Source organism: Streptomyces sp. NPDC001204, assembly GCF_053598035.1.
This window is the reverse complement of record NZ_JBSFJL010000058.1, coordinates 1-24,794: the sequence shown is the minus strand read 5'-3', so window position 1 is coordinate 24,794 and position 24,794 is coordinate 1. Positions and strand designations below refer to the sequence as shown.

The following is a 24,794-nucleotide window of genomic DNA, read 5'->3' as shown; positions in this document are numbered from 1 at the left end:
CCGGGACCCCGCCATGCCCAACATCCGACGGCAGCCCCGCGCCCCCCGGCACATGGATCACCCCAGATCAGCCGACGCCAACCGAAACAGCGAGGCTAACGCGCCCTCACCCTTTCCCAATTACCAAGGAGCCCCTTCCCGTGTCGCATTCCAGCGATGAAACGATCCGCCCTGCGAAGCACCGCGCTGCTCCGCTGCGCAAGCGGCTGATACCACTGGCGATCACGTACGAGTGGCGGCAGATCAACCCGGAGAACGACAAGGACGGCGGCCAGCCGGGCGGCAACATCCGCACCGCGTACCTCTTCAACCCGAAGCGAGTCAGCTTCACCGACCGTCCCGGAGGCACCTCCACCACCCCGTGGGCATCACCGGCAAGGGCGACAAGACCGCGCTGACCGTCTCCCCCGGCCGCATCGACCCCACCAACTCGGCCTGGAACTCCAGCCGCAAGCCGCTGGTCGGCGAGTTCACCTTCCACGGCAAGAAGCTCTTCGTGATCGCCAACCACTTCGCCTCCAAGCTCGGCGACCAGGGTGTCGACAGCCGCTTCCAGGTGCCCACCCGCAGCTCCGAGGTGTGCAGCGGACGCAGCAGGCGGCCGTGGAGAACGCCTTCATCAAGGAGCTGCTTGCCGCCGACCCGAAGGCGAACCTGGTCGTCCTCGGTGACCTGAACGACTTCCAGTTCTCGCCGGCGGTCCAGACCCTCACCGGCAACGGCAAGCAGCTCACCGACCTGGTGAACACGCTGCCACAGGCCGAGCGTTACTCCTACGTGTACCAGGACAACTCGCAGGTGCTCGACCACATCCTGGTCAACCCGGCGATGAAGCACGTCAGCTACGACGTGGTGCACATCAACTCCGTGTTCGCCGACCAGACCAGCGACCACGAGCCGCAGGTCGTGCGCGTGAAGCCGTAAGGCCGACGCAGGCCCGCCCGTCCCCGCGCTCAGTGCAGGGGGCGGGCGGGCTTCTCTGCATATGCGGAGCCGAGGCCTCCGTTGTCGCGGGGATCGACGGTGCGCGATCCTGGGGACCGCTGCGAGGACACCATGAAGATCAGCGCTCCATCGATCAGCTCGGTGTGTCGTGGGAGGTCGGGTGCGTTGTCGAGGTCATCGGCCTCCCAACCACTCGGCCGAGACGGCAGCATCCAGGGCGGGAGCGCGTCCCGGGCGGTCGTCATCGTGTCCTCCTTCGGGCGCCCCGGTCGGTCTTAATCCGTCAGTGCCGCGTGGCGGCGGTACGGGCCGCGACGAGAGCGGCGACGGGGTCGGCTGTGGCGGGGGCACAGGGCCACCATCGGGTGGTGGAGCCGCGTCCTTCGCGGAGGTAGGGATGCCATCGGTTGTCGGGGCCGAGGCGGATCTGGACGCCCTCGTCATCGGCGGTGAGACGGTTGCGCCAGACGCGTACCCGCACGGTGCCCGCGGTGTCGTCCTCGGTCTCCGCGTTGTCGGCGTTGTCGGGGTCGCTGAGGGCGGCGCGGGCCGCGGCCATGGCAGCGGGGTCGGGGGTGAGGGGTGCGCGGGCGACGGCGACGCCGGCCGGTCCGCCGTGGCGCTGGGCGCGGACCAGGCGGGCGAAGTCGAATGGAGGCAGGCCGGTGGAGCGTACGAGTTGATGGAACCAGTGCTCGCCGACGCCGCTCGCGGCGAGGCGTACGGCGTCGTCGAGCGGGGTGCAGGTGAGGGAGGCGGTGTGTCCGGCGGCAAGGGCGCGGGCGCGCTGAGCGGTGTCCCGGGTGAGGGCTTCGAGGTCGTCGAGGGTGAAGGGGGCGTCGGGTGGGGGCGTGGTCGTGAGGGGGGAAGGGACCGACCCGGGGTCGGCGGGGTCGGCGGGCGGGCTCTCGGTTCCCTCGGTCTGTGGGGCGGGCGGGGTGAAGACGCCGTCGAAGGAGGCGAACGCGTCGCGGGCGGGCACGCCCCGGCCGCGGGGCGTGCCGCCGGTTTCCGGCGCGGCGCCTGTGCGGGCCTGGCGCCGGGTGCGCAGCGCGGCGAGGACGGCGTCCTTGGTGCGGCCGCGGAGGGTGAAGAGCCAGAAGGGGTCGTCATCGAGGTGGGCGGCGGTGGCGTAGCACAGGGCGGCGGCGTGCTTGCAGGGGTAGCCCCAGTCGGGGCAGGAGCACTCGGGGTCGAGTTCGCTCGGCTCGGGCAGCAGGGGGATGCCGGCGGTGCGGGCGTCGTCGACGAGGTCGGCGGGCATCTCGCCGTCGAGGAGGGAGGCGGTGCGGCCGGCGTGGGCGGCGATGGCGTCGAGGAGGGTGTCCCACTGGGCGTCGGTCAGGACGCGCAGGTGCACCGCGGCGTCGTACGGCCAGGGGGCGCTGCCCTCGACCTCGGCGTGCAGCACTCCGGGGGTGACGGTGACCGGGCCGACCATGCCCTTGCGGGCGTAGGTGCGGCCGCGGGAGAGGCGGCCGGAATCGAGGGTGGAGGCCTCCAGGGCGTCCACCCAGGCCTGCCCCCACCAGGTGGCGGCGAAGGCGCGGCTGCCGGTACGGGGTGCCTTGCGGGCGGGGGTCATGCCTCGAACTCCTTGGAGAGTGCGACGAGTTCGGCGAGGTCGGCGTCGGAGAGTTCGGTCAGGGCGGCCTCACCGGAGGCGATGACCTGGTCCGCGAGGGCGCGCTTGGCACCGAGCAGGCGGGCGACCCTGTCCTCGACCGTGCCCTGCGTGGTGAGCCGGTGGACCTGGACAGGGCGGTACTGGCCGATGCGGTAGGCACGGTCGGTGGCCTGGTCCTCGACGGCGGGGTTCCACCAGCGGTCGTAGTGGATCACGTGGGTGGCGCGGGTGAGGTTGAGGCCGGTACCGGCGGCCTTCAGGGAGAGCAGGAAGACGGGGAACTCGCCCTGCTGGAAGGCGGCGACCATCTCCTCGCGCCGGGGGACGGCGGTGGCGCCGTGCAGGTAGCGGGCGCGGACACCGCGGTCGGCGAAGTGCCGCTGAAGGAGCTTGCCCATCTGCGTGTACTGCGTGAAGACCAGGGCGCCCTCGCCTTCGGCCACCACCGTGTCGAGCAGTTCGTCGAGGAGTTCCAGCTTGCCGGAGCGGCCGGGCAGTGGGCCGGCCTCGCGCAGGTAGTGGGCGGGGTGGTTGCAGATCTGCTTGAGCGCGGTGAGGAGTTTGAGCACCAGGCCGCGGCGGGCGATGCCGTCCGCCTTCTCGATGAGGGCCATGGCCTCGCGTACCTGCGCCTCGTACAGGGCGGCCTGCTCGCGGGTGAGCGCGACGGGGTGGTCGGTCTCGGTCTTGACCGGCAGCTCGGGGGCGATCCCAGGGTCGGACTTGCGGCGGCGCAGCAGGAACGGGCGGGTGAGACGGGTGAGTTGCTCGGCGGCCTGCCGGGCCTGATCGGCGGTCTCCGCGTCATCGTCCATGCCCAGCGCGCCGCGCTCGATGGCTTTGGCGAAACGGTCACGGAAGGCGGACAGCGGGCCGAGCAGCCCGGGTGTGGTCCAGTCGAGCAGTGCCCACAGCTCGGAAAGGTTGTTCTCCACCGGGGTGCCGGTGAGCGCGACGCGGGCTCGGGCGGGCAGGGCGCGCAGTTCGCGGGCGGTGGTGGCGTACGGGTTCTTGACGTGCTGGGCCTCGTCGGCGGCCACCAGCGACCACTTCACGGCGGCGAGCCGCTCCCGGTCGCGGCGCAGCACGCCGTAGGTGACCAGGACGAGTTCGTTACCGGCAAGGTGGTCCAGGGTGCGCTCGCCGCCGTGGTAGCGGCGTACCGGCACGGCGGGGGCGAAGCGGGCGGCCTCGCGCTGCCAGTTGCCGAGCAGCGAGGCCGGGCAGACCACGAGGGTGGGACCCGCGGTGTCGGGCTGCTCCTGGCGGTGCAGATGGAGGGCGAGCAGCGTGACGGTCTTGCCGAGGCCCATGTCGTCGGCGAGGATGCCGCCGAGGCTCAGGCGGGTCATGTCCGCCAGCCAGGCAAGGCCCCGCTGCTGGTAACCGCGCAGGGTGGCGGGCAGGCCCTCCGGCGCCCGGACGAGGGCGCGGCCCTCGGGGGCGCGCAGCCGGGCCACCAGCTCACCGAAGGCGCCGGCCGCCTCCACCGCGACGCGCTCACCGTCCCACTCCACCTCCCCGGTCAGCACCGCCTGGAGGGCGTCCAGCGGGTCGAGTTCGCGGTCGCGCCGCCGTTTGAGGCGGGCCACGAGTTTCGGGTCGGCGACCACCCACTGGTCGCGCAGCTTGACCAGCGGGCGGCGAGCCTCAGCGAGTTGGTCGAGCTCGGCCTCGGTGAGCCTCTTGCCGCCGAGCGCGACATGCCAGGAGAAGTCGAGCAGGGCATCGCGGCCCAGCAGAGTGTCCACGGTCGCGCCGGGCGCGGTCGCCGCCCCGATCTCCGCGTGCGCTTCGAGGGACTTGACCAGCTCACGCGGCCAGTGCACCCGCACGCCCGCCGAACGCAATGTGTCGGTGGCGTCCCCCAGCAGCTCCATGGCCTCCTCGTCATCGAGCCGCAGCACGCTGGGGGCGGCCTCGGCGAGCAGGCGAGCCAGCGGTTGCCAGGCGCGGGCCGCGCGGCGCAGCGCGAGCAGCGCTTCTTCCTCGGCGCGCGGACCGAGCAGGTGCTGTGCGCGGTGCGGGTCGGCCCACAACTCTGCGGCGTCCAGGACCAGGGACGGGTCGGCCGCGGTCCGCAGCTGCAGCACCGTGTGGAAGACACGGCGCCGCCCGGCCGGGGGCTCGACCCGCAGTTCCACACTGATCTGCGCGGCCCGCTCGGCCGCGGTTTCGGCCGCCCACTGGGCCAGGCGTGGATACAGGGCGGTCGCACGGTTGGCGTACGGGTTGCCGGGCACGGCCCAGCCGGCGGCCGGGGTACGCGGCAGAGCGTCCGCGAGCGCGTCGCAGAACTCCCGTACCAGAGCAGCCGGTTCGGCGACTCGTACGGTCTGGTCGTCCGCCGGGGGCGCGGGGAGGTTGTGGGCGTACGGCGGCAGGGCGGCGGCCAGCGCGTCCAGGTCCCGCTTGCCCTTCGCACCGGGCGGTCCGAAGCGCCAGGTGGTGTACGTGTCGGAGGTCAGCGCCGGATACAGGCGCCCCTCGCCCAGCAGCCGAAGGGCGAGCCGGGCGACGGCTGCCCACGCGAGGAGCGAGGGATGGACCCCGGTCCCGGGCAGGTCGAGCAGGAGGGCGAGCGCGCCACCGGGATCGAGCGCCCACCCATCGACGGTGCGGGTGCGCACCCCGCCGCCGTGCGGCAGGACCAGCGGCAGCCGGACCCGCTCCACCGCCTCGGGCGCGGCGGCCTGGGCGGGCACGCGGCAGGCGTCGGCAGCGGACCGGTAGAGCACCAGACGGCCGAGCCGGGCAGGCTGTCCCGGCTCGGCCGGGGCGAACACGGCCGCCCAGCCGCCGGCGACGAGGCGCTCGCGGGCCCAGGCGGTAGCAGCGGGATCGACGAGCGGTACAGCTTCGGCGCCGGTCTCCCTCACGAGCAGGCTCACTTGGCGTTCCCCGCCTTGAACGCGGCCTTCCGCAGCCGCTTGGCCAGGGCCTTGTCGACGGGCTTGACGGCATCCGCCAGCGCGCCGAGCACCTCGCCGGCGTGCGGGTGGCCGGCCCGCCACAGGTCGTCGGCGCGCTCGGCCAGCTGCTCGAGCCAACGCCGGCCCTCCTCGGGACCTGCCAGCAGTTGTTCGCGTAGCAATTGCTCGCCCGCCGCGACGAACGGCAGCGCGCCGTCCACCAGCATCCACTCCAGGCCCCACGCGTCCTCCCCCTCGGCAGGCTCGCCGATCCGGCGCAACATGGAAGCCGCCGCGTGAGCACAGCCGGTGACCTTCGAGAGGGCGGCCTTGCGCAGTACCGCCTTCGCCCGCCCGGTGCGGTCCGCCTCCAGTACGGCGGCCAGCACTCGCGGGGCCTGCAGGCGGCGCAGGGCGTCGGCCGGCTCCGTGCCGTCGCAGGCGTCCACCACCTGGACAGCCGCGTCCGCCGCGGGGCGAGCCGCCAGCCAGCCCGCCACCTCCGCCGCCACGTCCGTCTCGGAGGGGTACGCAGGGAGCGCGGCCAGCAGTGCGCGGGCGTCCGCCTGGGCGAGTGAGCCGATCACCGGTGCCGGGACGCCCGCCGCCACCAGCAGCGCGCGCAGGCCGGAGCGGCCCAGCGGGGTGAGCCGGAAGCGGCCGACGGACGGCGTGCCCCGCATGCCGCCGTCGGGCCCGTCAAACAGCAGAGCGAGCAGGGCGTCCGTCGGCGGAGGCTCGTGGCCCTCACGTTCGGCGGCGCCGAACAGCTCCAGAGTCCCGGCGGTGTCGTGATATTGGCCGATGAGGAGCGCCGAGACCAGCCGCCGGGCCGGGCCTTCGGGCAGCCCTTCCATGCCGTCGGTGAGGAAGCCGTCGACGGCCAGCCACTCCCCATCGGGCAGCCCGTATGCCGCGATCAGCATCAAGAACACCAGCGGCGGGGCTTCCTCGACCAGCTCCCGCAACGGCTGCAGCCCGCCCGGCAACTCGTCCAACGCAGGGAAGGAGAGGGAGAGTTCGACCGCCGCGCCCGCCACCGCTTCCTGCCAGGCAGACAGGAGCGCCGCGTCATCGTCCTGGTCCGGCAGTTCGTCGCCGGCGTACGCCCGGTTGCCCTCCACCTCGACGAAGCCACAGTCCAGCGCCCAGTCCCAGGGCAGAGCCAGCGGCTCCATGTCAGCCGCGCTGCGGACCTTCGCCAGCCACGCGGCCCGCTCCTCGGCATCACCCCACCCGTCGGGGTCGACGCGCCACAGCTCGGCCTCCTCCACGGCCTGCCGGGCGAGCTTCGGCCGCAACACCCCCTTCGGGGTCAGTTCCCGACCGCCGCCGCACCAGTGCCCGAGCCGCACGGCCGCCATGAAAGCGGGCACCTCGCGCACCGCGCGGGCCAGCTCCGCCTCGCCAGGCAGCCGCACGGCCGGCAACTGCAAGCCCACGGCGCCCAGGACATCGGACAGCGATACCTCGTCGTCCGGCCCGTCGTCTTCGGCGACCGGCCCCGCGCCTGCGGGCAGCGGGTGCAGACCACCGCACTCGCACCGGTACCTTCCCGGCGGAACCTGGCGCCCACCCGGCCCGCCGTGCCTCTTCCGCTTCGTGCCCACCGCCCGACGTAGCGGCACCTGCGCGAGCTCCCCGGTGAGCTCGGCGGGGTCGAAGGCGACCGGGTCGAAGCCCTCCTCGTACAGGCCCGCCAGCACCTCGTCGTGCAGGCCGTCGTACTCCGCCCACTCCTCACCGCCGTGCCGGACAAGCGTGGGGCTCGGCCGCTCCCCGTCCGCGTACCGCTCCAGCAGCCCGGCCAGCCCCCACACACCGCCGAGGTCCTCGGCGGGCGGCAGGGCCCGGCGCCCGCCCGCGCACACCGCGTGCTCCCCTTCACCCTCCCGGGCGGGGCGCACCGCCTCCACCGTGATCCGGTGCAGCCAGTCGTCGCCGAAGTCGTACGTGTAGTCCATGCGGTCGCCGGTGCCCGGCAGGACATCCGCGAGGCCGGCCTCCTCCTCGTCGAAGACCGGGATGTCGAGGTCCTCCGGAGGGGCGTACCGTCCGCCGGCGCGGTCCTCGAAGGCGTGCAGGTGCATGCCCTCCCAGCCGAACGCCACCTGGATCACGTCGTGCAGCGACCCCAGGGCGATGTCCGAAGGCACCACCAGCCGCCGCCACACCGGAGGTTTCGTCCCCACCAGAGCGACCTTGAGCTGGTGGACGAAAGCAGTGCGCTCCCCGGAGCTGCGCTGGGAGGTCATGGCTGAGGGCTTCCCATTTGTCGGAGGCATAAGCTCCGGGGCACGCGACGCGCCCGCCGCTGTACGCCGAACGGCTGACCCGGCCATTCTTGCAGTCCTGAGCGACCGGCCCGACCGCCGGGCGGAATTCCCCGTCCGACTTGCGCACGAACTACACCTTGTGCCTGAGCTCCAGTCCCGGCCCGCGCGGCGCCCGATCCCGGCGAAGTACTGATCACTGACTTTCGTGGCGAAGTCGAGATCAGGCTGCGGATGCGGTCGTCAGCCCAAGGTCGCGGCGGAGTCGGTGGACTCGGGTGGGTGGGCGGCCGGGCCGTCCGCCATGTCGCCGAGATTCCGGGCATTCGGGAGGGCGAGGTACTCATTGGCGTCATCGGGCGTCCACTGCCCATGGACACCATCCGTACATCAAACTGCTGCAGCCTCCACACCCCCGCCTAAGAACTCCTAACGTAATGACGCTTCTTGCCTTGAAATGTTGGCGTCTGATGGAGCGTTAGCCTTCATGTGAGAAAGGGAGAGCAGCTTCCGTGGATCGTGTCCGATGAGCTGTGGGCGCGGATCGAGCCGTTGCTGCCGGTGGTGCCGCGCCGTCCGGATCACCCAGGGCGCAAGCGTCTGGACGACCGGAAAGTGCTGTCGGGCATCCTGTTCGTGCTGTACACCGGCATTTCGTGGGAATTCCTACCGCAGGAGCTGGGCTTCGGCTCCGGCATGACGTGCTGGCGGCGCCTGCGTGACTGGAACGACGCGGGTGTCTGGCTGCGTCTGCACGAGTCACTGTTGGCCGATCTGCACGCCGCCGGCGCCCTGGACTGGTCGAGGGCGGTGATCGACGGCTCTCACGTGCGGGCCATGAAGGGCGGCCCAAACCGGACCGAGCCCGGTCGACCGTGCCCGAACAGGCTCCAAACACCATCTGGTCACCGAAGCGCACGGCATCCCGCTGGCAGTGTTACTGACCGGCGGCAACCGCAACGACGTCACCCAGCTCATGCCGCTGATCGAGGCCGTTCCACCGGTGCGCGGCCGACGCGGACGACCACGCCGTCGACCGGACACGCTCTACGCCGACCGCGGCTACGACCACGACAAGTACCGCAAGCAGGTCCGGGCGGTCGGCATCATTCCCGCCATCGCCCGCCGCGGCACCGAACACGGCTCAGGACTGGGTGTCCACCGGTGGGTCGTCGAGCAGAGCTTCGCGCTGCTGCACTGGTTCCGCCGATTACGCATCCGCTGGGAGATACGCGACGACATCCACGAAGCGTTCCTCAGCCTGGCCTGCAGCATCATCTGCTGGCGACGACTGAGGAACCTCCCACTTCGTTAGAAGTTCCAAGCCGCCGGCGACTGCGGCAGCTCCTGGACCAGGCGCTTGATCATGTTGCGCCCCTCGGTCACTTGCAGCCTCGGGTGCTCGAAGGCCAAAACGCCCACCCCGGCCACGCCGATCTGGACGCGAAGCGCCTGCGCAGCGCCGGGGATCAGTTCCGGCTCACCGACCCAGGCGACTTGATCGAGCGCGAAGGAATGCAGTATCTTGCCGGGTTTGCCCACTATGACCCCACCGACCGAGAAAACGAGCAGCCGCTGGTCGGTCAACGCGATGATGATCCGGCCGGGCAGCCGGAGCGGCACATCCGGCGCCGCCGCCCGTCCGCGCGAGGTGATCACGGCCATCGTGGCAGCACCGGCCGACCCGGCGAGACCGGCCGCGCCGCCGATCATCGTCGTGCGGACCCCGCCGACCCGGAAGGCCAGTACCCCGTAGAGCACCCGCTCACCAGGCAACTTCGCGTCCGTGAGCCGGAGTTCGACCTTCTCTGTCATCGTTCTTGCCATGGGATTGCCTCCCCCTCGCTTGGTCAACGGAGCAAATCTACGGGCACCAGGCCGACGTGCCTGAACAGCAGCAGCCGATCGTGCGCGCCGACAATCGGGCCACCCGCCACTGCGACGATCAGGGCCGACGCGGTGGACCCTTCCTCGCCCGGCTACCGCTTGCCGAAGAACTTCCGCAGTCCCCGGGGCGATGTCCGCTGCAGGTGTTCGAGCGCGGCGGTCGTGAAAGCGTCCTCGTCGCATGCCACCCCCGTACGCAGCATGGATGCCCGACAGCACTTTCCGGCGTCCAGACGCTTGCGCCCTGGGTGATCCGGACGGCGCGGCACCACCGGCAGCAACGGCTCGATCCGCGCCCACAGCTCATCGGACACGATCCACGGAAGCTGCTCACCCTTTCTCACATGAAGGCTAACGCTCCATCAGACGCCAACATTTCAAGGCAAGAAGCGTCATTACGTTAGGAGTTCTAAACGGCACACGCGTCCGGATTCGCGTACGTCTATTGACCTGCGGCAACCGGACTGCAGACCCGGAAGGAGTGACAACTCTCATGTCCAAGACCGAAACGGCAACTACCGGCCTGGCAACGCAGTACGCCGCTCAAGTAGCCACGGACCTTGAGAACAACCTCAAGGAGCAAGAACGCATCAGCGGTGACATCACAGCGCTGCAGGAGCAGTTGGCCACCCTCCAGCACGAACACGCCGTCCTGGTAAATGTCCAACAGGCCCTTGGCGTTGAGGTTGTCCCGCATGTCAGGCCGAAGCTGTCGTCCTGGTCGGTGCGTGGGAGAGGATCAACAGCGATCTGGTCCATCAAGTGTTCAAGAGGCAACTGTGGTTGACGGAGTGCAGACGTTCGAGCTCTTCCGGTTCGCAGATACGGTCCAAAGCGTCGCGGTTGAGGTGAGATGCGGTGCGCCTCGGACGGTGGGCGAAGAGCGGTACTACCCAGCCGAAATCGTTCTGAAGAGCGGCTTCGTCAACGGGCGGGTCGGCCTGCAGGTATCGCATGAGGTTCTGGACGAGTGGGAGCGTTGCCTCGATGCCCTTCAGGCTGAAGAGGGGGCCGAGTGGCCGGCCGGTGACCGCACCGCGTGGTTGGACGTGGTTCCCGATGACCCGGTGGAGGTGGCTGTGCACGACTCGCCGTCGACGCAGATTGCGGTGCGTGTACCGATCGACGTCGCTTCGGAGTGGCTGGAGGAGAACCGGCTGCGGTTGGATCGTGTTCGGGCGGCTGTCTCAGCGTCCTCATAGGGCTCGCAGGATGTGATGATCTTCGTGTGGCTGGAGTGATCACGGCGTCTGAGTCGTCTTGGATAGCACCGTTCACCGGGCTGAGCCCGCGCAGTTTCCGCAAGCTGGTGAATGCACTTCGTCGCGACGGAGCGGACGCGGTCCGGCGGGGTCGGCCGTGGAGCCTGCCATTGGACGACCGAGTGCTGTTGGTCGCGGCCTACTGGCGGACGAACTTGACGCTGCGTCAGCTCGGTCCTCTCTTCGGAGCCTCGAAGTCCGCGGCTGACCGCGTCATCAACCATCTTGGGCCCCTCCTCGCGCTTCGGCCGCGTCGGCGGTTCCGCAAGGACACCGTCCTCATCGTGGACGGCACCCTGGTGCCCACCCGTGACCACACGGTGGCCGAGCAGTCCAAGAACTACCGGTATTCCACCAACCATCAGGTGATCATCGACGCCGACACCCGCCTCGTAGTCACGGTCGGTCAGCCCCTGCCCGGCAACCGAAACGACTGCAAGGCATGGGAACTGTCCGGTGCGAAAGCCGCCGTCGGCCACCCGCCAGCCTCTGCGAACACACGCCGATGCCGCCACGGACAGAGACGCTTCCACCGCGCCCGGCTCACCGCCACCGAAGGACCAGACCCCGGGGTGCTGCGCGACATACGGCAGGCAGTCGTGGTCGGCGGCACGGCCTGCCTCATCCGCAGGGCCGACCTCGCCAGCGCGGTGGCCGTCACCTCACCGCGCGATCCGTGAGTCGGTCGAGCGCCGCCCGTGTGGTTCGCGGACCGTGAACGACCAGGTCGCGGCTACACGGCCACGGCAGGTAACGCCGAGCGGGATACGGTCGGGTGTTCGTCGGCGGTGGCGAGCAACTGCCATCCACGCGGGTCGACGTCGGTGTCCACGACCGCTGACACGTTTGCCGTGACCATCAGTTCGACCCCTGCGAGTTGCTGGTGGGACAACCCGGTGGCGCTCATCAGGTCAAAGGTCTGCACGGAGATGGTGATCTGTCCAGCGACAAAGGCAGGGATAGCGACGTGGGCCGTGTAAGGGCCAGCACGTACGACACGGGCGCAAACCCGCTGATAGTCACTCTCTGCCATGCCATCCCCCTTGATTGCCGCTTCACCTTTTCCCGGACGGCGGCAGGTGTCAATCCGTTCGGCCCCGGCTCGTTGCCCGATGCCGTCGCCGACCCGGCCGCGATGTGGTGGGCCGCACCGCCCACCACAGAACTGCGCCTGAGCGCCGAAGGCGCCCATCACCAGGCCTCCCTCATTCTTGAGGCACTGGTCGCCCTGGCCTGGGCCCGCCGAGCCCGGCGCCCGGTCGGAGATGGCCGTCACGGTCACCAGATCGCCCACCATGCACCGCCAGGAGCGCCAGGCCCTGCTGCGCCGAGCACTCGTGGCTGCGAGGCCCCGCCCGGCCCCGGCAGTTCGCGGACGTGATGCGCACTCGCTACGAGAGCCTCCACCCCCTACGCCTGACGCCAGCCACCCGCCCATGACCCCGCAGCCCGTCGCCCGAAGAACACGCAGTTCCGTTGGGCGAGGGTGCACCCGCTGCCGGTGGACGTCTCGCGACGCATGGATCGGCTGCCGGGATGACGTTCGCGGCTACATGAGCAGTTGCGCCCCCAGCACGCGGCTCGCCGGTCGCCGGTCGCCACGGACTTGATCAGAAAGGCCAGCGCGGGCCTTCGCCATGGTCATCCACCTGCTCACTGTCGCCGCCCTCGTCTACCTGGCCTACTCGCGCCTCTTCGAAGTACGCGAGGAACGCCGCGAGCGACGCCGCAACCTGGAGACTGTCGGACTATCGGCATCCTCAGTCCCGGCGAACCCGACCATCCCACGCACTGAAGGACACCCCCATGTCGCACACCGCACGACCCCGAGGCGGCCCGGCACCCCGCCTGTTCGTCCTCCGCCGTGACCGGGACATCACGGGCCTCTCTGGGGTTGGGGATGTAGCCGATGGTGTGCAGTGGCCGGACGGCACGGTGGTCCTCCGCTGGCGTGAGCGGCCGTCGACTGCCATGTGGGACAGCCTCGACGTAATGCTGTCCGTCCACGGCCACGACGGCGCCACCCGCGTCGTCTGGGCCGACGGCGCCGAGAGCCGGGCCCAGGCAGCCGCCGGCCGGGCCTCCCGGCTCGCGGACCGATGGGAGGCCGCCCATAGCTCCACCATGTTCCTTGTGCGAGCCGCAGGCTCCGAGCGGCCTGACCTCCTGGACGACTCTGCGGCCGTGGCCGGTCACGTCGTTCGCTCTGGTCAGAAACCGCAGCCCGCCGACGGGGACGGCATGGACGAGTCCGGGCTGCTCGTCGTGGCCGAGTGCGCCGCGCAGCACTTCGGCCACGACGAGCGCCCGCGCCAGTGCATCCGAGCAGCGCAGCATCGCGGCGATCACATCGATGAGCACGGCTTCCACTGGTCCGACACCGTGGCCGTCTACCCGGTGGGCACCAGCGCCGAGCACCAGGCGCACCCTGGGTTCACGTGCGTCGAAGTCGACGCGACGCGGCCGTACTGGAACGTCCGCTGGAGCCGGATGGCACCCGCCCTGCCGCGGGGGCGGGTGCCATCCGGCTTTGCAGGCCGCGGGAGGAACCTACCCGGTCATGGAGGGGGCGAAGGGTGACAGGGCCGGGGCCAGCTGCATGCCGGGGGCCAGGCCGAGGGCGATGAGGGCGTCGGGCAGGCCACGTCCGGTGCGGGCCGCGTCCAGTGTTCCCGGCGCCGCCAGTGGGCGGCAGCTGGCGGCGATGATCTCGAACAGGTGCTGCACGCGGCCGGGGCCGTGGGGCAGCAGCTGGCCGTGGAAGTCCTCGTGGTGGGCGAGAACGAGGGCGGCCAGGCCCACGACGTGGGCGGAGGCCGTGATCGTGCCGTCGAGGGCCGTGTAGCCGCCCTGTGGGGCGCATGAGAGGACTGACACGCCGGGGGCGGTCGCGTTCACTGCGGGGCCGTGGCAGCTGAACGGCGCGGCGAACAGCCCTTCCGGTGTCAGCTGCGGCCCTGTGTGGGTGGCTTGGGAGGTGTCGGGTGGGTAGGTGCCGAAGGCGCCCAGGGCGCCCACGGCGAAGACGGTGGGCAGCGAGGCGGGGAAGGCGACCGGTCCGCCGGTGTCGCCTGCCGGGGCGATGCAGGCGATGCCCGCGGCGGTGGCGTCGGCGAGTTTGCGGGAGACCAGCGCCGAGGGGTACGGGGCGGCCACCTGGATGTGGGCGATGTCGGCCTCGCGCTCGATGCAGTGGTCCATGGCGGCGATCAGGTCGCTGAAGTGGCCGTCGGGCATCACCTGGCAGACGTCGAGTTCGGCGTCGACGGCGATGCCGATGATGCCCTTACCTGTGTCCGCGCCCGCGATGATGCCGGCCGCGTGGGTAGTGGTGCCGAGTGGGTCGTGGGTCCAGCCGTCCTTCGTGCCGCGCACGAGGTCGGCGCCGGAGCGTACCCGCTGCTGCAGGTCGGGGTGGTCGGTGCTGACGCCCGTACCGATGAGCGCGATCTTGATGCCGAAGGCGCGGAACGTGGGGGGCAGCCGGTCCAGCCGCATGGCCTGCTGGCCCCAGCCGTAACTCTGCCGCTGCTCCAGTTCCGGATAGACCTTGGCCAGCGGGGTGAGGGTGACGAGGTTGTCCTGGGTCTCCGACAGGTCGGGGCGGTGGATCCAGCGGTCGGTGTAACCACCCGCTGGGCGGACGTACAGGGACTGGAGGGACTGTGCGGTCTCGGTCGCCAGGGTGATGGTGACCCTCCCGTCGGCGGCGGTGATGCCCTGGCTCGGCCAGGCAGCCCCGATCAGGAACACGCCCGCGCCGGCCAGCGGTTCACCGTCTGGGCCGCAGACGCGCACCGAGATCTCCACGGGCTCCTCCTGCAGCGTGACCAGCCCCGGGTCGCGCAGCGGCAGCATCCCTGCGGCCGGCATGGCGGCGGAGCCGGTTGCGGACAGCGGCAGGTCCGGCTCGATGTGCACGTGCAGCGTCCGCATCGCCGGCACCTGGGCCTCGGCCGCCTCGACGACCACGAGTTCGGGGCAGGAGGACTGCACTCCCGCCGACTGCAGCTTCTTTGACGGGGTGAGTCTGCGGACCACCGTGACCTCGGGCATCCTCTCCAGCCGGTCACACACCGCGTCCATGCCGAGTTCAGGCACTCCCGGCGGGAGCAGATGCTGCGGCAGCGGGGCCACCATGAACCGCTGTCGGCGCGGCTGCACCGCGATCAGTGACGGCGCGCCCTTCCTGCCTGGCGCCGCCTCCTCCTCGCGGCCTGGCCCGCCGGCCCCCGCGCCCTCGGATTCCCTCTCGCGGTTGCTTCCGGGCTTGTTTCCGGGCCTGTCCTTGACCATCACGTCCACCTTCACCACGCCTACATCGGTTATTTGTGCTTCTGATCCGGATGACGGGCGGCTCGCGCTTCCACGGCTGTGCGGTGTGCCCGGGAATCGCTCCCAGGGCACACCGCACAGCGGGGCCGCCTAAGGTCAGCCGATACCGAAGGGCTGACCCATCTGGCCAAAGCCGAAGCCGGGCTGCTGGTACTGCTGCGGGTACGGCTGGCCGAACGGCTGCTGACCGAACGACGGCTGGCCGAAGCCGCCACCCCACTGCTGCTGGCCCTGCTGGCCCTGCTGGCTCTGCTGGCTCTGCTGGAGCAGCGTCACGATCGCAGTCGGCAGCGCCTGCTGCACGGACTGCTCCACAGCCTGCCGGACGCCCTCGTGCAGCGTGTGGTGCAGCGCGACAGCCAGGTACGGGTGGGCCTGGTGGGACATGCCCTGCTGCTGCAGCTGCTGCTGGACCTGCTGGATCTGCTGCAGCGTCTGCTGCATACGCTGCGCGACCTGCTGGCTCGCCTGCTGACACGCCTGCTGGATCGCCTGCTGGACCACCTGCGCGAGCTGCTGCTGACCGCCGGCCTGCTGGCCGAACTGCTGCAGGGGCGGGGTACCGGTCATCACCGACATGAATGCTCCATTTCGATGCCACAGGGAAGCCAACATAAGGGATGATGTTGGCTTTTTGGGATGATCCCGACGCGCCGAAGCTATGGTGACGTCGCTCCGCCCGCAATCGGGCGAGCTGCTCAGGAGGTTTAATCCCTCGATCGGATCCGGCGCACAGGCGAACCGGCCGGGGACGCGGCAGAATGAGCTGCTGCGGGAGGTGGCGCAGGGGCGGCACACACTCACTGTCCGCCGCCGGGCCGTGGCCGCCACCGACGGCAGGGCAGAGCACGCGGCAGCACCGCATATCGACTACTGGGCGGTGTTCGCTGCCACATCCAGCCCGCTCGGTGGATGGAGCTCTGGCCACCACCGCGGTCAAAGCCGTCGTCGAACAACCCCGACCTCAGCCCTGAACACCTCGCTGACACCCTGCTGTCCCGCCTCGGCGTCAGCGGCGGCGGAGACGACGACATCGCCTTGATCGTCGTCCGTCTGTAGTCCCTACTCACAGCGCCAGAACTCCATTGCCGACGCCCTGGCGCACTCCCGGCGCTTGAGCCGCTCGTACGCGTGTGTCCCGGCCGGATGGAGCGGGCGGTGCGGGGTAGAACGGCTGGTGGCCCTCTGTGTTACGAGAGCCGGAGCATGCCCGCGATCAAGGGCTGTTCCCGGGCATGAACGAAGGAATAGCAGGATGGCCAGCGGCACCGTGAAGTGGTTCAACGCCGAAAAGGGCTATGGCTTCATCGCCCAGGACAACGGAGGCCCGGACGTCTTCGCCCACTACTCCGAAATCCAGGGCGGGGGCGGCTACCGTCAGCTGAACGAAGGCGAGCACGTCACCTTCGACATCGTCCAGGGCCAGAAAGGCCCGCAGGCACAAAACATCGTCCGCGACTGACTGCTCACGGCGATGCAAGCCGGGTTGCCAGAGGCAACCCGAGTCCGGCCCCGGACGTGACAGCGCCGCCGGGCAGGAGACCGGGACACCAACCGGTGGGGCAAGCTGCCTGCTCCGAGCCAGCCCCACCGGCGCACCTGGCGGAACCGGCCTGAGGGCGTGCCGCGGTGCCATCTGGTGGCAGCCCTCGTAGTCTGATGATGTCTCAATCGCGGCTGCCCTGACTGGAGCCGGGGCGGACGCGCATGTCCGCATCCTTCACTTCCGGCTGGCTGGATGCTTGTCTCCCCCAGGCGCCAGCATCCGTGTCAGGGCAGTCCGCATCCAAGAGCTCCTGCTCGTTGCTCCCCGGTGTCTCGTGCCGGGTCCCGTTCACGCTGCCAAGCGAACCGGGGCAACGCACCCGCCGTGGCAGCGGTCACACATCAACGAAGGGGCCCGCAGCCCCAGCCAGCCGACAGCCGACAGCCGACAGCCGACAGCCGACACGCTACGGCCAGCTGGCCAGCGTCTGGCCCGTCTCCTCGTCGGTCAGCGTGATCTTCGCGTCGTGCAGATTGCCGTACTCGCCGACCCAACCGGAGAACTTCCAACGCGCCGTCGCCTCACTGGCCCACCAGCCCTGCAGCACGATCCGAACGCCGACGGTCAGGGTCAGGTAGTAGCGCTGCGGCTCATCACTGAGTCTCATCGCACCAGCCCTCCTGATCGGTGTAGACCCGCAACGGCGACAGGCACCCCCAGCTCGGCCAGCACCTCCCCCAGGTCAGCCAGGATCCCCTCCAGGGTCATCGACATGCCGGAGGACGGCCACCACACGGCGAGGGTGATCGCGACACAGGCCCACCCAGAGCGGCCGCGGCCGGTGTCGGTGACCCGGGTGGTCAGGCAGGGCGAACCGCAGACCGAGCACGCCCGCCTGGCGGCGGCCGGTCCGGGCCATCACCTCGCGCCAGTACGGACTGGCCGGCGCTGGCTCAAGCCGGCCGGGCTCGACGCCGTGGTCCGCCAGCAGTGGCCCAGGTAAAGGTAGCCGCGGCCAGCCAAGCTCTCACCCAGGGCCCGAGGGCGCCCGATCCCCCGGCCGCGCCGGCCGCCAGCCACAGCCCGCCCCACCCTCCTTCTTTCCTGTTCCGGGGACGGCTGCGAGAGGCACATAGGGGGATGTCGGGCTCCCGACCACGGCCCGGCAGGCGTGGTGACCTGCTGATACGCCGCCCAGGGCGCGGTCAGGCGCGGACAGTTGTCGGATGAGTTGTCGGCGGGGATATCGGCCTGGTCCAGGGCGGTGTTGTCGCATCGTGACCGTGGTCGGGTCCTCATGATCGGTGGTGCGGTCGGGGTCGTCAGCTGGTCTGGCTCCTATGCGCAGCGCCTGGCAGGAAGGCGCCGCACCGTGCGAAGGGGGGCGGACCGAGGATGGCAGACGTGGACGCAGGCGGCGGTGACCGGATGGCGCTTGTCGACGCTGCCTGAAAACTGACCCCCGGGCAGTCCTTGGGTTCTAACGCTTGTCGCAACATTCCTTGATCATTAGGGGTGTGTTGATGGCAAGGCGGGGACGTAAGCGCAGGCTGGAGCTCGAGGCCGAGTACTGGCGTCTGCTGGCGGCCGGGGTGGGAACCGTGGAGGCGTGCAAGCAGCTCGGGATCGGGCGGAAGACCGGGTACCGGTGGCGGGCGGAGAACGGAGGCGACCGAGGCGCGGTAGTCCAGCTTGCCCCCACGGGTCGCCGCGTTGCGACGAAGCTCGCGGGAGATCGTCGATGGAGCACGGCCCAACCGGCACCCGATCTCACGGACTCCGGCTCCTTGTGCTCGCAGCAGGGCTATCTCTTCACGCTCATGAAACGACAGATACCGCCCCGCGAGCGGAGCAAGATCAAACGACGGCATGCCCCCACGTTGCCGGAACCACCGGGTCCCAGCGGCCGGGGACACACCGACCACAGCAGCGGCCTCCTCGCTCAGGAGGTAGACGCGCGGCTGGTTGTTTTGTCGGGGTCAGGCGCTCGATGTGGTCACGGACGAGCACGGGGACAGCGGCGCCAGGCTCCGGCGCCCCAAGCGGTTCGTCTGGATGGGCTACTCGTTGGGCTGCGCCGCGCTGATGTCACCGAGCGCGGACCCGGGGTCGTGTTCAATGGCCAGGTCACCGATGGAGATGATCCCCACGGGGTGACCGTGGTCGACGACCGGCACACGGCGCACGGCGTGCTCCCGCATCAGCCTCACCGCGTGGTCGAGTTCCTCGTCGGGGGTCACGGTGAAGAGATCGCCGCTGCACGCGGAGGCGACGGTGCGCTGGTCCGGGTCGCCGCCCTCCGCAAGCGCGCGCACCACCAGGTCACGGTCGGTGACCAGGCCGCGCAGTTCGTCGCCCTCGGTCACCAGGACGACCCCGATGTCCTCGTCGCGCATCTTCTGGGCCACTGTCGTCACCGACATCAGCGGTTCGACCGTCACGAGTTCGCTGGTCATGATGTCGCGTACGTGCTGAACCATGACGCCTCCCTTCGTCAGGTCCTGCGATGCCGTCCACCGCTCCGGTACCCGACCGGAGCCCCACCGCACCTGCCGTGCGCCGCGGACCTGGGCCACGGACATGGGCCGGGCGCGGCGGCCCGCGGGGCCGTTGACCCCTCCGTGGTCCCAAGCCGGTCCACCTCGCCGTCGGCGTCGACATGGACGGCTGCAAAGACGTGCTCGGCCTGCGGCGGGCATCGGACTCAAGGGCCTGCCGGAGGCGGTCACCACTCGGTCGGGGCACCCTACCGGGCGAACGGCAGCCGGGGTCCCCATACATCGGTGATTCGATCATCCATCCCACACGCTCCCCTTCACAACCCAGCCGCTCACCCCGCAAGGCGCCCGGTGAGGGCTGACCGAGTACCCACGAACGCACTCCTCAGGGCGTAGCCTCACAGGGTTCACGCATCCCGCGGCTCTGTGATCCGGTTGCGTTGCTCTGGCGGATCGCCGACGCCATCGGGATCAGGCGCTTGGGTGCGAGGGCGTCTTCAGTTTCCATCCGCTGTCGCTGCACGCCTCGTGCAGCGGCGGGAACCGGTGGCCCTTCACGTCGGTGCTGTACTCATGGCCCTGCCCGCAGTCGCACTCGTAGATTCCCGACCTCGGCACGACCTCGCCCGGGTGGTAAAGCCTCTCGCCGCTCTCGCTCATGCAGCCAGGTATAGAAGCCAGACGGGCACGCCGCTTCCCAGGAGACGCCATCAGGTGATCCTGTACCGGATCCGATTGGGCGCAGACGCCCTCGTGGATCACTCCGCGGAGGCCAGGCATCTGGGTACGGCGCGGCCGGCAACCGCGATCGGAGCACTACCAGGCGGCTGGTCTTCTCCCTGCTCCGGTGCGCCCTGACCTGCGATGCGGCTGCCTTCTTCCGGCGCCGCCGGCACGGGCGAGGGCATCCACCAGTTCGCCGTGTCATGACGATCACGTGCTGGCCCCCCAGCGTCCGAGCCTGAACGATGCCCGCAGGCTACTACCGAGGCACTCGGCTACGGGGTGGGGGCGTCTGCGCAACCGTGCATCCACATCGCGTACCGCAGGTCGTGCCGTTCGGCGGCGGGCTTGCGGTCCTACAGGGTCTGGCACAGTGCGTCGCTGCGCGTCCTGCCGTCGTCCTCGAGTGTCCGGCGTGGGCCACAGCAGGATGGCGCCGGCAACAACGGCCGCGCACACGAGGGCTGAGGCGGCGACTTTCCCCCTGATCGACATGGGCCGAGAGGGTGTAGCAGCCGGGGAAAAGACCAGGTCAAGCTCATCGGAGTACAGTGGCACACGCGGAGTTCACTGCGGGCTGCAAGGAGCGAGGCATGATCCATTCAGCCGATATCCGCGAGTGGCGCAACCGCGACGTGATCGATCCCAAGGGCCGCAAGATCGGGGCCCTGGAAGCGGTCTACGTGGACACCACCACGGACGCGCCGTCCATGGCCACCGTCCGCACCGGGCTGCCGACCCGGCACCGGCTCGTCTTCGTCCCCCTCGACGAGGCGACGCTGGGGCCCGGATACGTGCGGGTGGCGCACTCGAGAGGGATCGTGAGGAAGGCACCATCGATCGGCACGGACGACGTCCTGCCGCTGCACCGGGAAGAAGAGATCTTCAAACACTACGACCGGCCCTACGAGCCCGGCGCCGACCGCGGACGCCGTCTCGCGCGCGGCTGACGGCCCGGCCGGAGGAAGTGGTCACCCTTGTTGGCGCTCTTCCTGTTCCTGATCCTCGTCGCGACCGTCCTGGGGCTCGTCGGCGTGGTGCTGAAGGGTTTGTTCTACCTCCTGATCATCGGCGTGGTGGTCTTCGTGGCCGACCTCGTGCTGCTGGGCGCGCGCTGGTCCCGGCGATCGCACCGGCACCTCGTCCGGTGATGACGCCGCGCGCGAGCCGTTGGCCTTTATGGGGCCGTTTCCGGGGGTTATCGGTGTCCGCCGAGGCAGTCGTCGTGGATGTGTCCGGCGACGCCGACGAGCTGGTCGAGGTCGGCGAGTTCGGTCAATCCGTGCACGGCGGCGTCCACGCGGTCGGGGCTGTCCAAGCCGACGGCCCAGGTGACCATCTGGTCCTCCAGCTGCACGTGGGTTCCGACGTGGTGGACGAGGCCCTGGGTCGTAGAGCGGGGCGATCGGTTCGGCGCGCAGGCGTATGCCTACCTTGGCGGTGACTTCGAGGACGCGGGACATGAGCTGGCCTTGGACGGGTGTCTTCGCGGCGCAGCTGCTCCCACGCCTGGGAGAGGACCTGAGGGGGCCATGTCGCCGCCGTAGTTGGACTCGACCACGATCGCGTCGGTGCCTTGAGGGCGAGGGCGAGATGACAGGCGGTGAGGCCCCAGTCGTTCGCGCCCATGGATCCGGAGCGGTCTTCGGGGACGGACAGGTCGTGGTCGTAGCCGCGGGCGAGGCCGATGATGCCGGTTTCGTCCCTGATGGCGGACTCTCCGCCGGCGGGGTTGACGGCGACAATGACGCGGGCGAGGTCCAGGCCGCTGAACTCGACGGTGGTGATGCGGTGGTCGTTGATCAGGCGTGCGCTGTCAGACGCCGCCCTCGGGCGGGCGCGGCGGTACGTTCCTCGCGGACGTCAGGCAGCCGGACGTGCACGGTGGAGAACTGCTCGTCCCGGCCGGAGTCGACGATGCGGTCACGGCCTGCGCGGGCGACGCCGGCCCACCGTGATGCCGTAACAGACCTAGCCGCCCAGGACGTCGACGAGCGGCTGGAGGTACTGCTCGGCCCAGTCGCCGCCGGTAGGGCACGTCGTCACATCGGGGCGCACCCAGCCTGTCGGGGACAGCAGCATCTCGGCGGCCGGGTCGGTGATCTCGGCCCCGGGGGAGAACAGGCGTGCGCCCAGTCGCGTACGGCGGCGCCGGCGGCGGGACCGACTTCCAGGACCAGCGGTTCAATGCCGCGTTCAATGAGGCAGGGGCGGCCAGGCCGAGGGGGCTGGCTCCGATGACCACGATGGGCAGCTGGCAGGTCAAGGTGGCTGACTGCGCTGCCTCCTTCGCCCCGATTCCGAGAACCGCGTCGGTGTGCACCCGCACCACTCGCCGGCCGCCGCTCGTCGAGGACGGCGCAAGCTCCACCACGCGTCGCTCTTCGGACATGCCCAATCAGTGCTTCGGCGGGGCGGTGACTCCGGAGCCGGCAGCCGCGGCTCCCGGCTCCTGTCCCGGCAGCGCCTCCCACGGCACCTGACGCGCGCGGGTCGGCACGGATGCGCCGGACGAGCCGTGCGGTGTCGTAGCGGTTCAGCGAGGCGCCGATGACCGCGCCGACCATAAAGAGCGTCAGCATGGGCATCCTGCGGACGGTGAGGCCGATGAGCCGGCGGCGCAGTTCTTTTCTCACTCGCACGCTGAGCATGAGAGTGACCGCGGAGGCCGGTTTCGCGACGTTCAGGCCGCGCCCCTCGGTCCACTCAGCGAGATACAGTGCGGCACGCTGTCGAGCGGTCCCGGGTGCGCGCAGGCCGTACACCTCGTGCAGTTCGGCGACGAGCTTGCATTCGACGGCCGCGTTCCAAGGATGCGCGCGGCCAGCTCAGCGGGCATCGCGGGAGGAGTGGGCAGCGCCGCGGCAGCGCCCACACTCGCTCCCGCGGCCGCGCGCGGACAGTTGTCGGACGGGTTGTCGGCGGTGGGCCTGGTTGGGGGCTGTGTTGTCGCTTCGTGACCGTGGTCGGGTCTTCCTGGTCGGTGGTGTGGTCGGGGTCGTCGGCTGGTCTGACTCGTAGACGCGGCGCCGGGCAGGCCGGCGCCGCCGCATCGTGCGAAGGAAGCGGGCGGATGATGGATGGACGTGGACGCGGGCAGTGGCGACCGGCTGGCGCTGACGGTGCTGGCCCAGTACCGGATGGCGGCCACCGAGCAGATGCACCAGATCCTCAGTCCTTGGGGTGCGGATCGAGCAGACCCGGCGTCGGCTGGGCCCCGGCCAGATGACTCCGGCCCGAGGAGGTGTCAAACGTGGGCCGTGTGGATCATGCCGTGAGCAGTGGGCCGGCTGGGTGTTCCGGGGCCCGGAATCTGGCCTGCCGGCCCGGCACAGACATACCGGGAAGCCGAATCGGCAGTGGGGAGCCGCCCGTGTTCTATTACGTGCTCAAGTACGTACTTCTGGGGCCGTTGCTGCGGCTGCTGTTCCGGCCGCGGGCCGAGGGACTCGAGCACATTCCGGCCAAGGGCGCGGCGATCGTTGCCGGGAATCACCTGTCCTTCGCAGACCCCCTCCTCATGCCCGCGGTCCTGAAGCGGCGCATCACGTTCCTGACCAAGGCGGAGTACTTCACGACGCCGGGCCTCACGGGCCGACTGACCGCGCTCGTTCTCCGCGGTGCCGGGCAGATTTCAATCGACAGGTCGGGCAGGGCCGCGGGGCAGGCGGCCCTTCGGGAGGGGCTGGGGGTACTGGCGAAGGGAGAGTTGCTCGCGATCTATCCGGAGGGCACGCGTTCCCCCGACGGCCGGCTGTACAAGGGCAAGGTCGGGGTGGCGGTGATGGCGCTGGCTGCGCAGGTTCCGGTGATTCCGTGCGCGATGGTGGGGACTTTCGAGATCTGGCCTCCGGGACGTTTCCTGCCCAGGCTCCGGCCGGTCACGATCCGTTTCGGGCAGCCGCTGGACTTCTCGCGCTTTGCGGGGATGGCGCACCACAAGACGGTGCTGCGGGCCGTCACCGACGAGATCACGTACGAAGTCTTGCGGCTCTCGGGCCAGGAGTACGTGGATCGGTACGCGGCCGACGTGAAGGCCGGAGAGGCGACGAGGCGGCGGGGCTGAGGCCGGTCGCGGCGCCGCGGCGGGTGCAGCAACGCTGTGACGTGGTGGTGCCAGCCTCTCCAGGTGCGGCCCTCGAAGTGTGCAGGTCCCAGGGCAGGCTGGATAGCCCGCAGGCGCAGTGCTGCCTCTACCTGGGCGAAGACTCGGGACAGCTGGCCACGGGCGACGACGGTCAGGTTGGGATGACGTCCGTGAGCTGCCCCCCGTAGGGTGGCACTTCCGGCCAGCGCGAGGGGCGATCGATCATCTGTGTTCGCCGAGGCAGCCCTGTGAAGGTGTGCAACCGGTGAACTCCCCGAGTGCCGGAATGCCCAGAGGACGTTGATTCCACAGAGGGCTTCTCCCTTCCATGTCACAAGCGGCCGAGTTGTATCCCCCGGCCGGCCCGCCCCGTCTCTTCTTCCTACACTCCAGCCAAGGGACAGGAGCGAAAGCGGCCGGGGATGTCAGCGGCCCGACCACACGGAAACCGCGTGGTGACCTGTACGGACACGGGAACGATCCGCCGGATCGCGCCGCAGTAGGCGCAGCACCTGTCGCAACAGATAACGCACCTATAGGTGCAACCCTTGTTGCAAAACCCGGCGCCTGGCGGCGCCTCACGCGGACCCGCGCTGCTCCCCGGGTACGGAACCCGACCAGCTGGCCCAGCGCAGGACACTGGGGGGAGGCGATGACGGGAGCGGGTGTGTGGTCGCCGCGCGGTGTTCGATGGCGGGCATTGCTGGTGGTGTCCGCGATCTTGGTGCTGCTCGGGTACGGCATCGGTGGGTACATGCT

22 protein-coding genes and 6 pseudogenes are annotated in these 24,794 nt (G+C 70.2%); 14 read left to right on the top strand and 14 right to left on the bottom strand.

The genetic code is table 11. From position 1 onward, the window contains the following. Nucleotides 1-140: 140 nt before the first annotated feature. Nucleotides 141-398, top strand: coding sequence for a hypothetical protein (locus ACWC91_RS40275; protein ID WP_450645052.1), 258 nt, complete (start codon nt 141-143; stop codon nt 396-398). 37 nt (nt 399-435) lie between these two features. Next, nucleotides 436-924, top strand: coding sequence for an endonuclease/exonuclease/phosphatase family protein (locus ACWC91_RS40270; protein ID WP_450645054.1), 489 nt, complete (start codon nt 436-438; stop codon nt 922-924). Between the two features lie 95 nt (nt 925-1,019). Here ACWC91_RS40270 and ACWC91_RS40265 read toward each other — a convergent pair. The 4 genes and pseudogenes from ACWC91_RS40265 to ACWC91_RS40250 form a co-directional block, all read right to left on the bottom strand. Next, nucleotides 1,020-1,190 (bottom strand): annotated as a pseudogene (locus ACWC91_RS40265) (Uma2 family endonuclease); the annotation flags it as partial. Nucleotides 1,191-1,228: 38 nt separating this feature from the next. Continuing rightward, entirely contained in the window at nt 1,229-2,530 is a 1,302-nt protein-coding gene (locus ACWC91_RS40260) for an SWIM zinc finger family protein (protein WP_450726285.1), read from the bottom strand. Beyond that, entirely contained in the window at nt 2,527-5,463 is a 2,937-nt protein-coding gene (locus ACWC91_RS40255) for a DEAD/DEAH box helicase (protein ID WP_450726283.1), read from the bottom strand. The genes ACWC91_RS40260 and ACWC91_RS40255 overlap by 4 nt, the downstream gene beginning before the upstream one ends. Continuing rightward, nucleotides 5,460-7,739: a plasmid pRiA4b ORF-3 family protein gene (locus ACWC91_RS40250; RefSeq protein ID WP_450644487.1), complete on the bottom strand. Its 2,280-nt coding sequence runs from the start codon at nt 7,737-7,739 to the stop codon at nt 5,460-5,462. Before ACWC91_RS40250 ends, ACWC91_RS40255 begins: the two co-directional genes overlap by 4 nt. Before the next feature lie 507 nt (nt 7,740-8,246). Between ACWC91_RS40250 and ACWC91_RS40245 the strand changes: the two genes are divergently transcribed. Next, a protein-coding gene (locus tag ACWC91_RS40245) for an IS5 family transposase (RefSeq protein WP_450644485.1) occupies nt 8,247-9,072 on the top strand; the annotation gives its coding sequence in 2 pieces (ribosomal slippage) (nt 8,247-8,608 and nt 8,607-9,072; 828 coding nt in all). On the opposite strand, the gene ACWC91_RS40240 is transcribed toward ACWC91_RS40245, so the two are convergent. Continuing rightward, nucleotides 9,069-9,584 (bottom strand): hypothetical protein, encoded by a 516-nt coding sequence (locus ACWC91_RS40240; protein WP_450644483.1) that lies wholly within the window; start codon nt 9,582-9,584, stop codon nt 9,069-9,071. The two genes, ACWC91_RS40245 and ACWC91_RS40240, sit on opposite strands and share 4 nt — an antisense overlap. Before the next feature lie 290 nt (nt 9,585-9,874). Beyond that, nucleotides 9,875-9,988 (bottom strand): annotated as a pseudogene (locus tag ACWC91_RS40235) (IS5/IS1182 family transposase); the annotation flags it as partial. 149 nt (nt 9,989-10,137) lie between these two features. On the opposite strand from ACWC91_RS40235, the gene ACWC91_RS40230 reads away from it, so the two are divergent. The 3 genes and pseudogenes from ACWC91_RS40230 to ACWC91_RS40220 form a co-directional block, all read left to right on the top strand. After that, on the top strand, nt 10,138-10,431 hold the full coding sequence (locus tag ACWC91_RS40230; protein ID WP_450644481.1) for a hypothetical protein: 294 nt from the start codon (nt 10,138-10,140) through the stop codon (nt 10,429-10,431). Nucleotides 10,432-10,435: 4 nt separating this feature from the next. Further along, on the top strand, nt 10,436-10,846 hold the full coding sequence (locus ACWC91_RS40225) for a DUF5959 family protein (protein ID WP_450644479.1): 411 nt from the start codon (nt 10,436-10,438) through the stop codon (nt 10,844-10,846). 26 nt (nt 10,847-10,872) lie between these two features. Continuing rightward, nucleotides 10,873-11,386 (top strand): annotated as a pseudogene (locus ACWC91_RS40220) (transposase family protein); the annotation flags it as partial. 253 nt (nt 11,387-11,639) lie between these two features. Here the strand turns inward: ACWC91_RS40220 and ACWC91_RS40215 are convergent. Further along, a complete protein-coding gene (locus ACWC91_RS40215; protein ID WP_450644477.1) occupies nt 11,640-12,203 on the bottom strand; it encodes a hypothetical protein in 564 nt (187 codons plus the stop codon). 617 nt (nt 12,204-12,820) lie between these two features. On the opposite strand from ACWC91_RS40215, the gene ACWC91_RS40210 reads away from it, so the two are divergent. Next, nucleotides 12,821-13,486 (top strand): hypothetical protein, encoded by a 666-nt coding sequence (locus tag ACWC91_RS40210; RefSeq protein WP_450726281.1) that lies wholly within the window; start codon nt 12,821-12,823, stop codon nt 13,484-13,486. Here the strand turns inward: ACWC91_RS40210 and ACWC91_RS40205 are convergent. Continuing rightward, the gene (locus ACWC91_RS40205; RefSeq protein WP_450644278.1) at nt 13,457-15,220 is read right to left on the bottom strand and encodes a S8 family serine peptidase; all 1,764 of its coding nucleotides are present in this window, start codon (nt 15,218-15,220) and stop codon (nt 13,457-13,459) included. The two genes, ACWC91_RS40210 and ACWC91_RS40205, sit on opposite strands and share 30 nt — an antisense overlap. 117 nt (nt 15,221-15,337) lie before the next feature. Further along, nucleotides 15,338-15,820: a hypothetical protein gene (locus ACWC91_RS40200; RefSeq protein ID WP_450644276.1), complete on the bottom strand. Its 483-nt coding sequence runs from the start codon at nt 15,818-15,820 to the stop codon at nt 15,338-15,340. Nucleotides 15,821-16,153: 333 nt separating this feature from the next. Between ACWC91_RS40200 and ACWC91_RS40195 the strand changes: the two genes are divergently transcribed. Beyond that, nucleotides 16,154-16,300, top strand: coding sequence for a hypothetical protein (locus ACWC91_RS40195; protein WP_225077723.1), 147 nt, complete (start codon nt 16,154-16,156; stop codon nt 16,298-16,300). A gap of 196 nt (nt 16,301-16,496) precedes the next feature. Continuing rightward, nucleotides 16,497-16,703, top strand: coding sequence for a cold-shock protein (locus ACWC91_RS40190; RefSeq protein WP_225077686.1), 207 nt, complete (start codon nt 16,497-16,499; stop codon nt 16,701-16,703). Nucleotides 16,704-17,193: 490 nt separating this feature from the next. Here the strand turns inward: ACWC91_RS40190 and ACWC91_RS40185 are convergent, their stop codons facing one another. Further along, a complete protein-coding gene (locus ACWC91_RS40185) occupies nt 17,194-17,394 on the bottom strand; it encodes a hypothetical protein (protein ID WP_450644273.1) in 201 nt (66 codons plus the stop codon). Between the two features lie 105 nt (nt 17,395-17,499). Between ACWC91_RS40185 and ACWC91_RS40180 the strand changes: the two genes are divergently transcribed. Together ACWC91_RS40180 and ACWC91_RS40175 are read left to right on the top strand one after the other, a co-directional pair. Further along, nucleotides 17,500-17,730, top strand: a complete 231-nt coding sequence (locus ACWC91_RS40180; RefSeq protein ID WP_450644271.1) for a hypothetical protein — start codon at nt 17,500-17,502, stop codon at nt 17,728-17,730. Between the two features lie 520 nt (nt 17,731-18,250). Continuing rightward, nucleotides 18,251-18,398: pseudogene (locus ACWC91_RS40175) on the top strand (helix-turn-helix domain-containing protein); the annotation flags it as partial. On the opposite strand, the pseudogene ACWC91_RS40170 reads toward ACWC91_RS40175, so the two are convergent. Both ACWC91_RS40170 and ACWC91_RS40165 read right to left on the bottom strand, forming a co-directional pair. Further along, nucleotides 18,395-18,673: pseudogene (locus ACWC91_RS40170) on the bottom strand (helix-turn-helix domain-containing protein); the annotation flags it as partial. The pseudogenes ACWC91_RS40175 and ACWC91_RS40170 overlap by 4 nt on opposite strands. A gap of 114 nt (nt 18,674-18,787) precedes the next feature. Continuing rightward, nucleotides 18,788-19,207, bottom strand: coding sequence for a CBS domain-containing protein (locus ACWC91_RS40165; RefSeq protein WP_225077694.1), 420 nt, complete (start codon nt 19,205-19,207; stop codon nt 18,788-18,790). 1,334 nt (nt 19,208-20,541) lie between these two features. Here ACWC91_RS40165 and ACWC91_RS40160 point away from each other — a divergent pair. Beyond that, complete coding sequence (locus ACWC91_RS40160; protein ID WP_225077695.1) at nt 20,542-20,898, top strand: PRC-barrel domain-containing protein; 357 nt, start codon at nt 20,542-20,544, stop codon at nt 20,896-20,898. 27 nt (nt 20,899-20,925) lie between these two features. Continuing rightward, nucleotides 20,926-21,099 carry a hypothetical protein gene (locus tag ACWC91_RS40155; protein WP_225077696.1) on the top strand — a complete coding sequence of 58 codons (174 nt, stop codon included), beginning with the start codon at nt 20,926-20,928 and terminating at the stop codon, nt 21,097-21,099. A gap of 47 nt (nt 21,100-21,146) precedes the next feature. On the opposite strand, the gene ACWC91_RS40150 is transcribed toward ACWC91_RS40155, so the two are convergent. Together ACWC91_RS40150 and ACWC91_RS40145 are read right to left on the bottom strand one after the other, a co-directional pair. After that, on the bottom strand, nt 21,147-21,305 hold the full coding sequence (locus ACWC91_RS40150; RefSeq protein WP_450644269.1) for a hypothetical protein: 159 nt from the start codon (nt 21,303-21,305) through the stop codon (nt 21,147-21,149). Nucleotides 21,306-21,780: 475 nt separating this feature from the next. Further along, nucleotides 21,781-22,214 (bottom strand): annotated as a pseudogene (locus ACWC91_RS40145) (flavoprotein); the annotation flags it as partial. A gap of 1,107 nt (nt 22,215-23,321) precedes the next feature. On the opposite strand from ACWC91_RS40145, the gene ACWC91_RS40140 reads away from it, so the two are divergent. Continuing rightward, entirely contained in the window at nt 23,322-24,014 is a 693-nt protein-coding gene (locus tag ACWC91_RS40140) for a lysophospholipid acyltransferase family protein (RefSeq protein ID WP_450644267.1), read from the top strand. Nucleotides 24,015-24,794 lie beyond the last annotated feature (780 nt).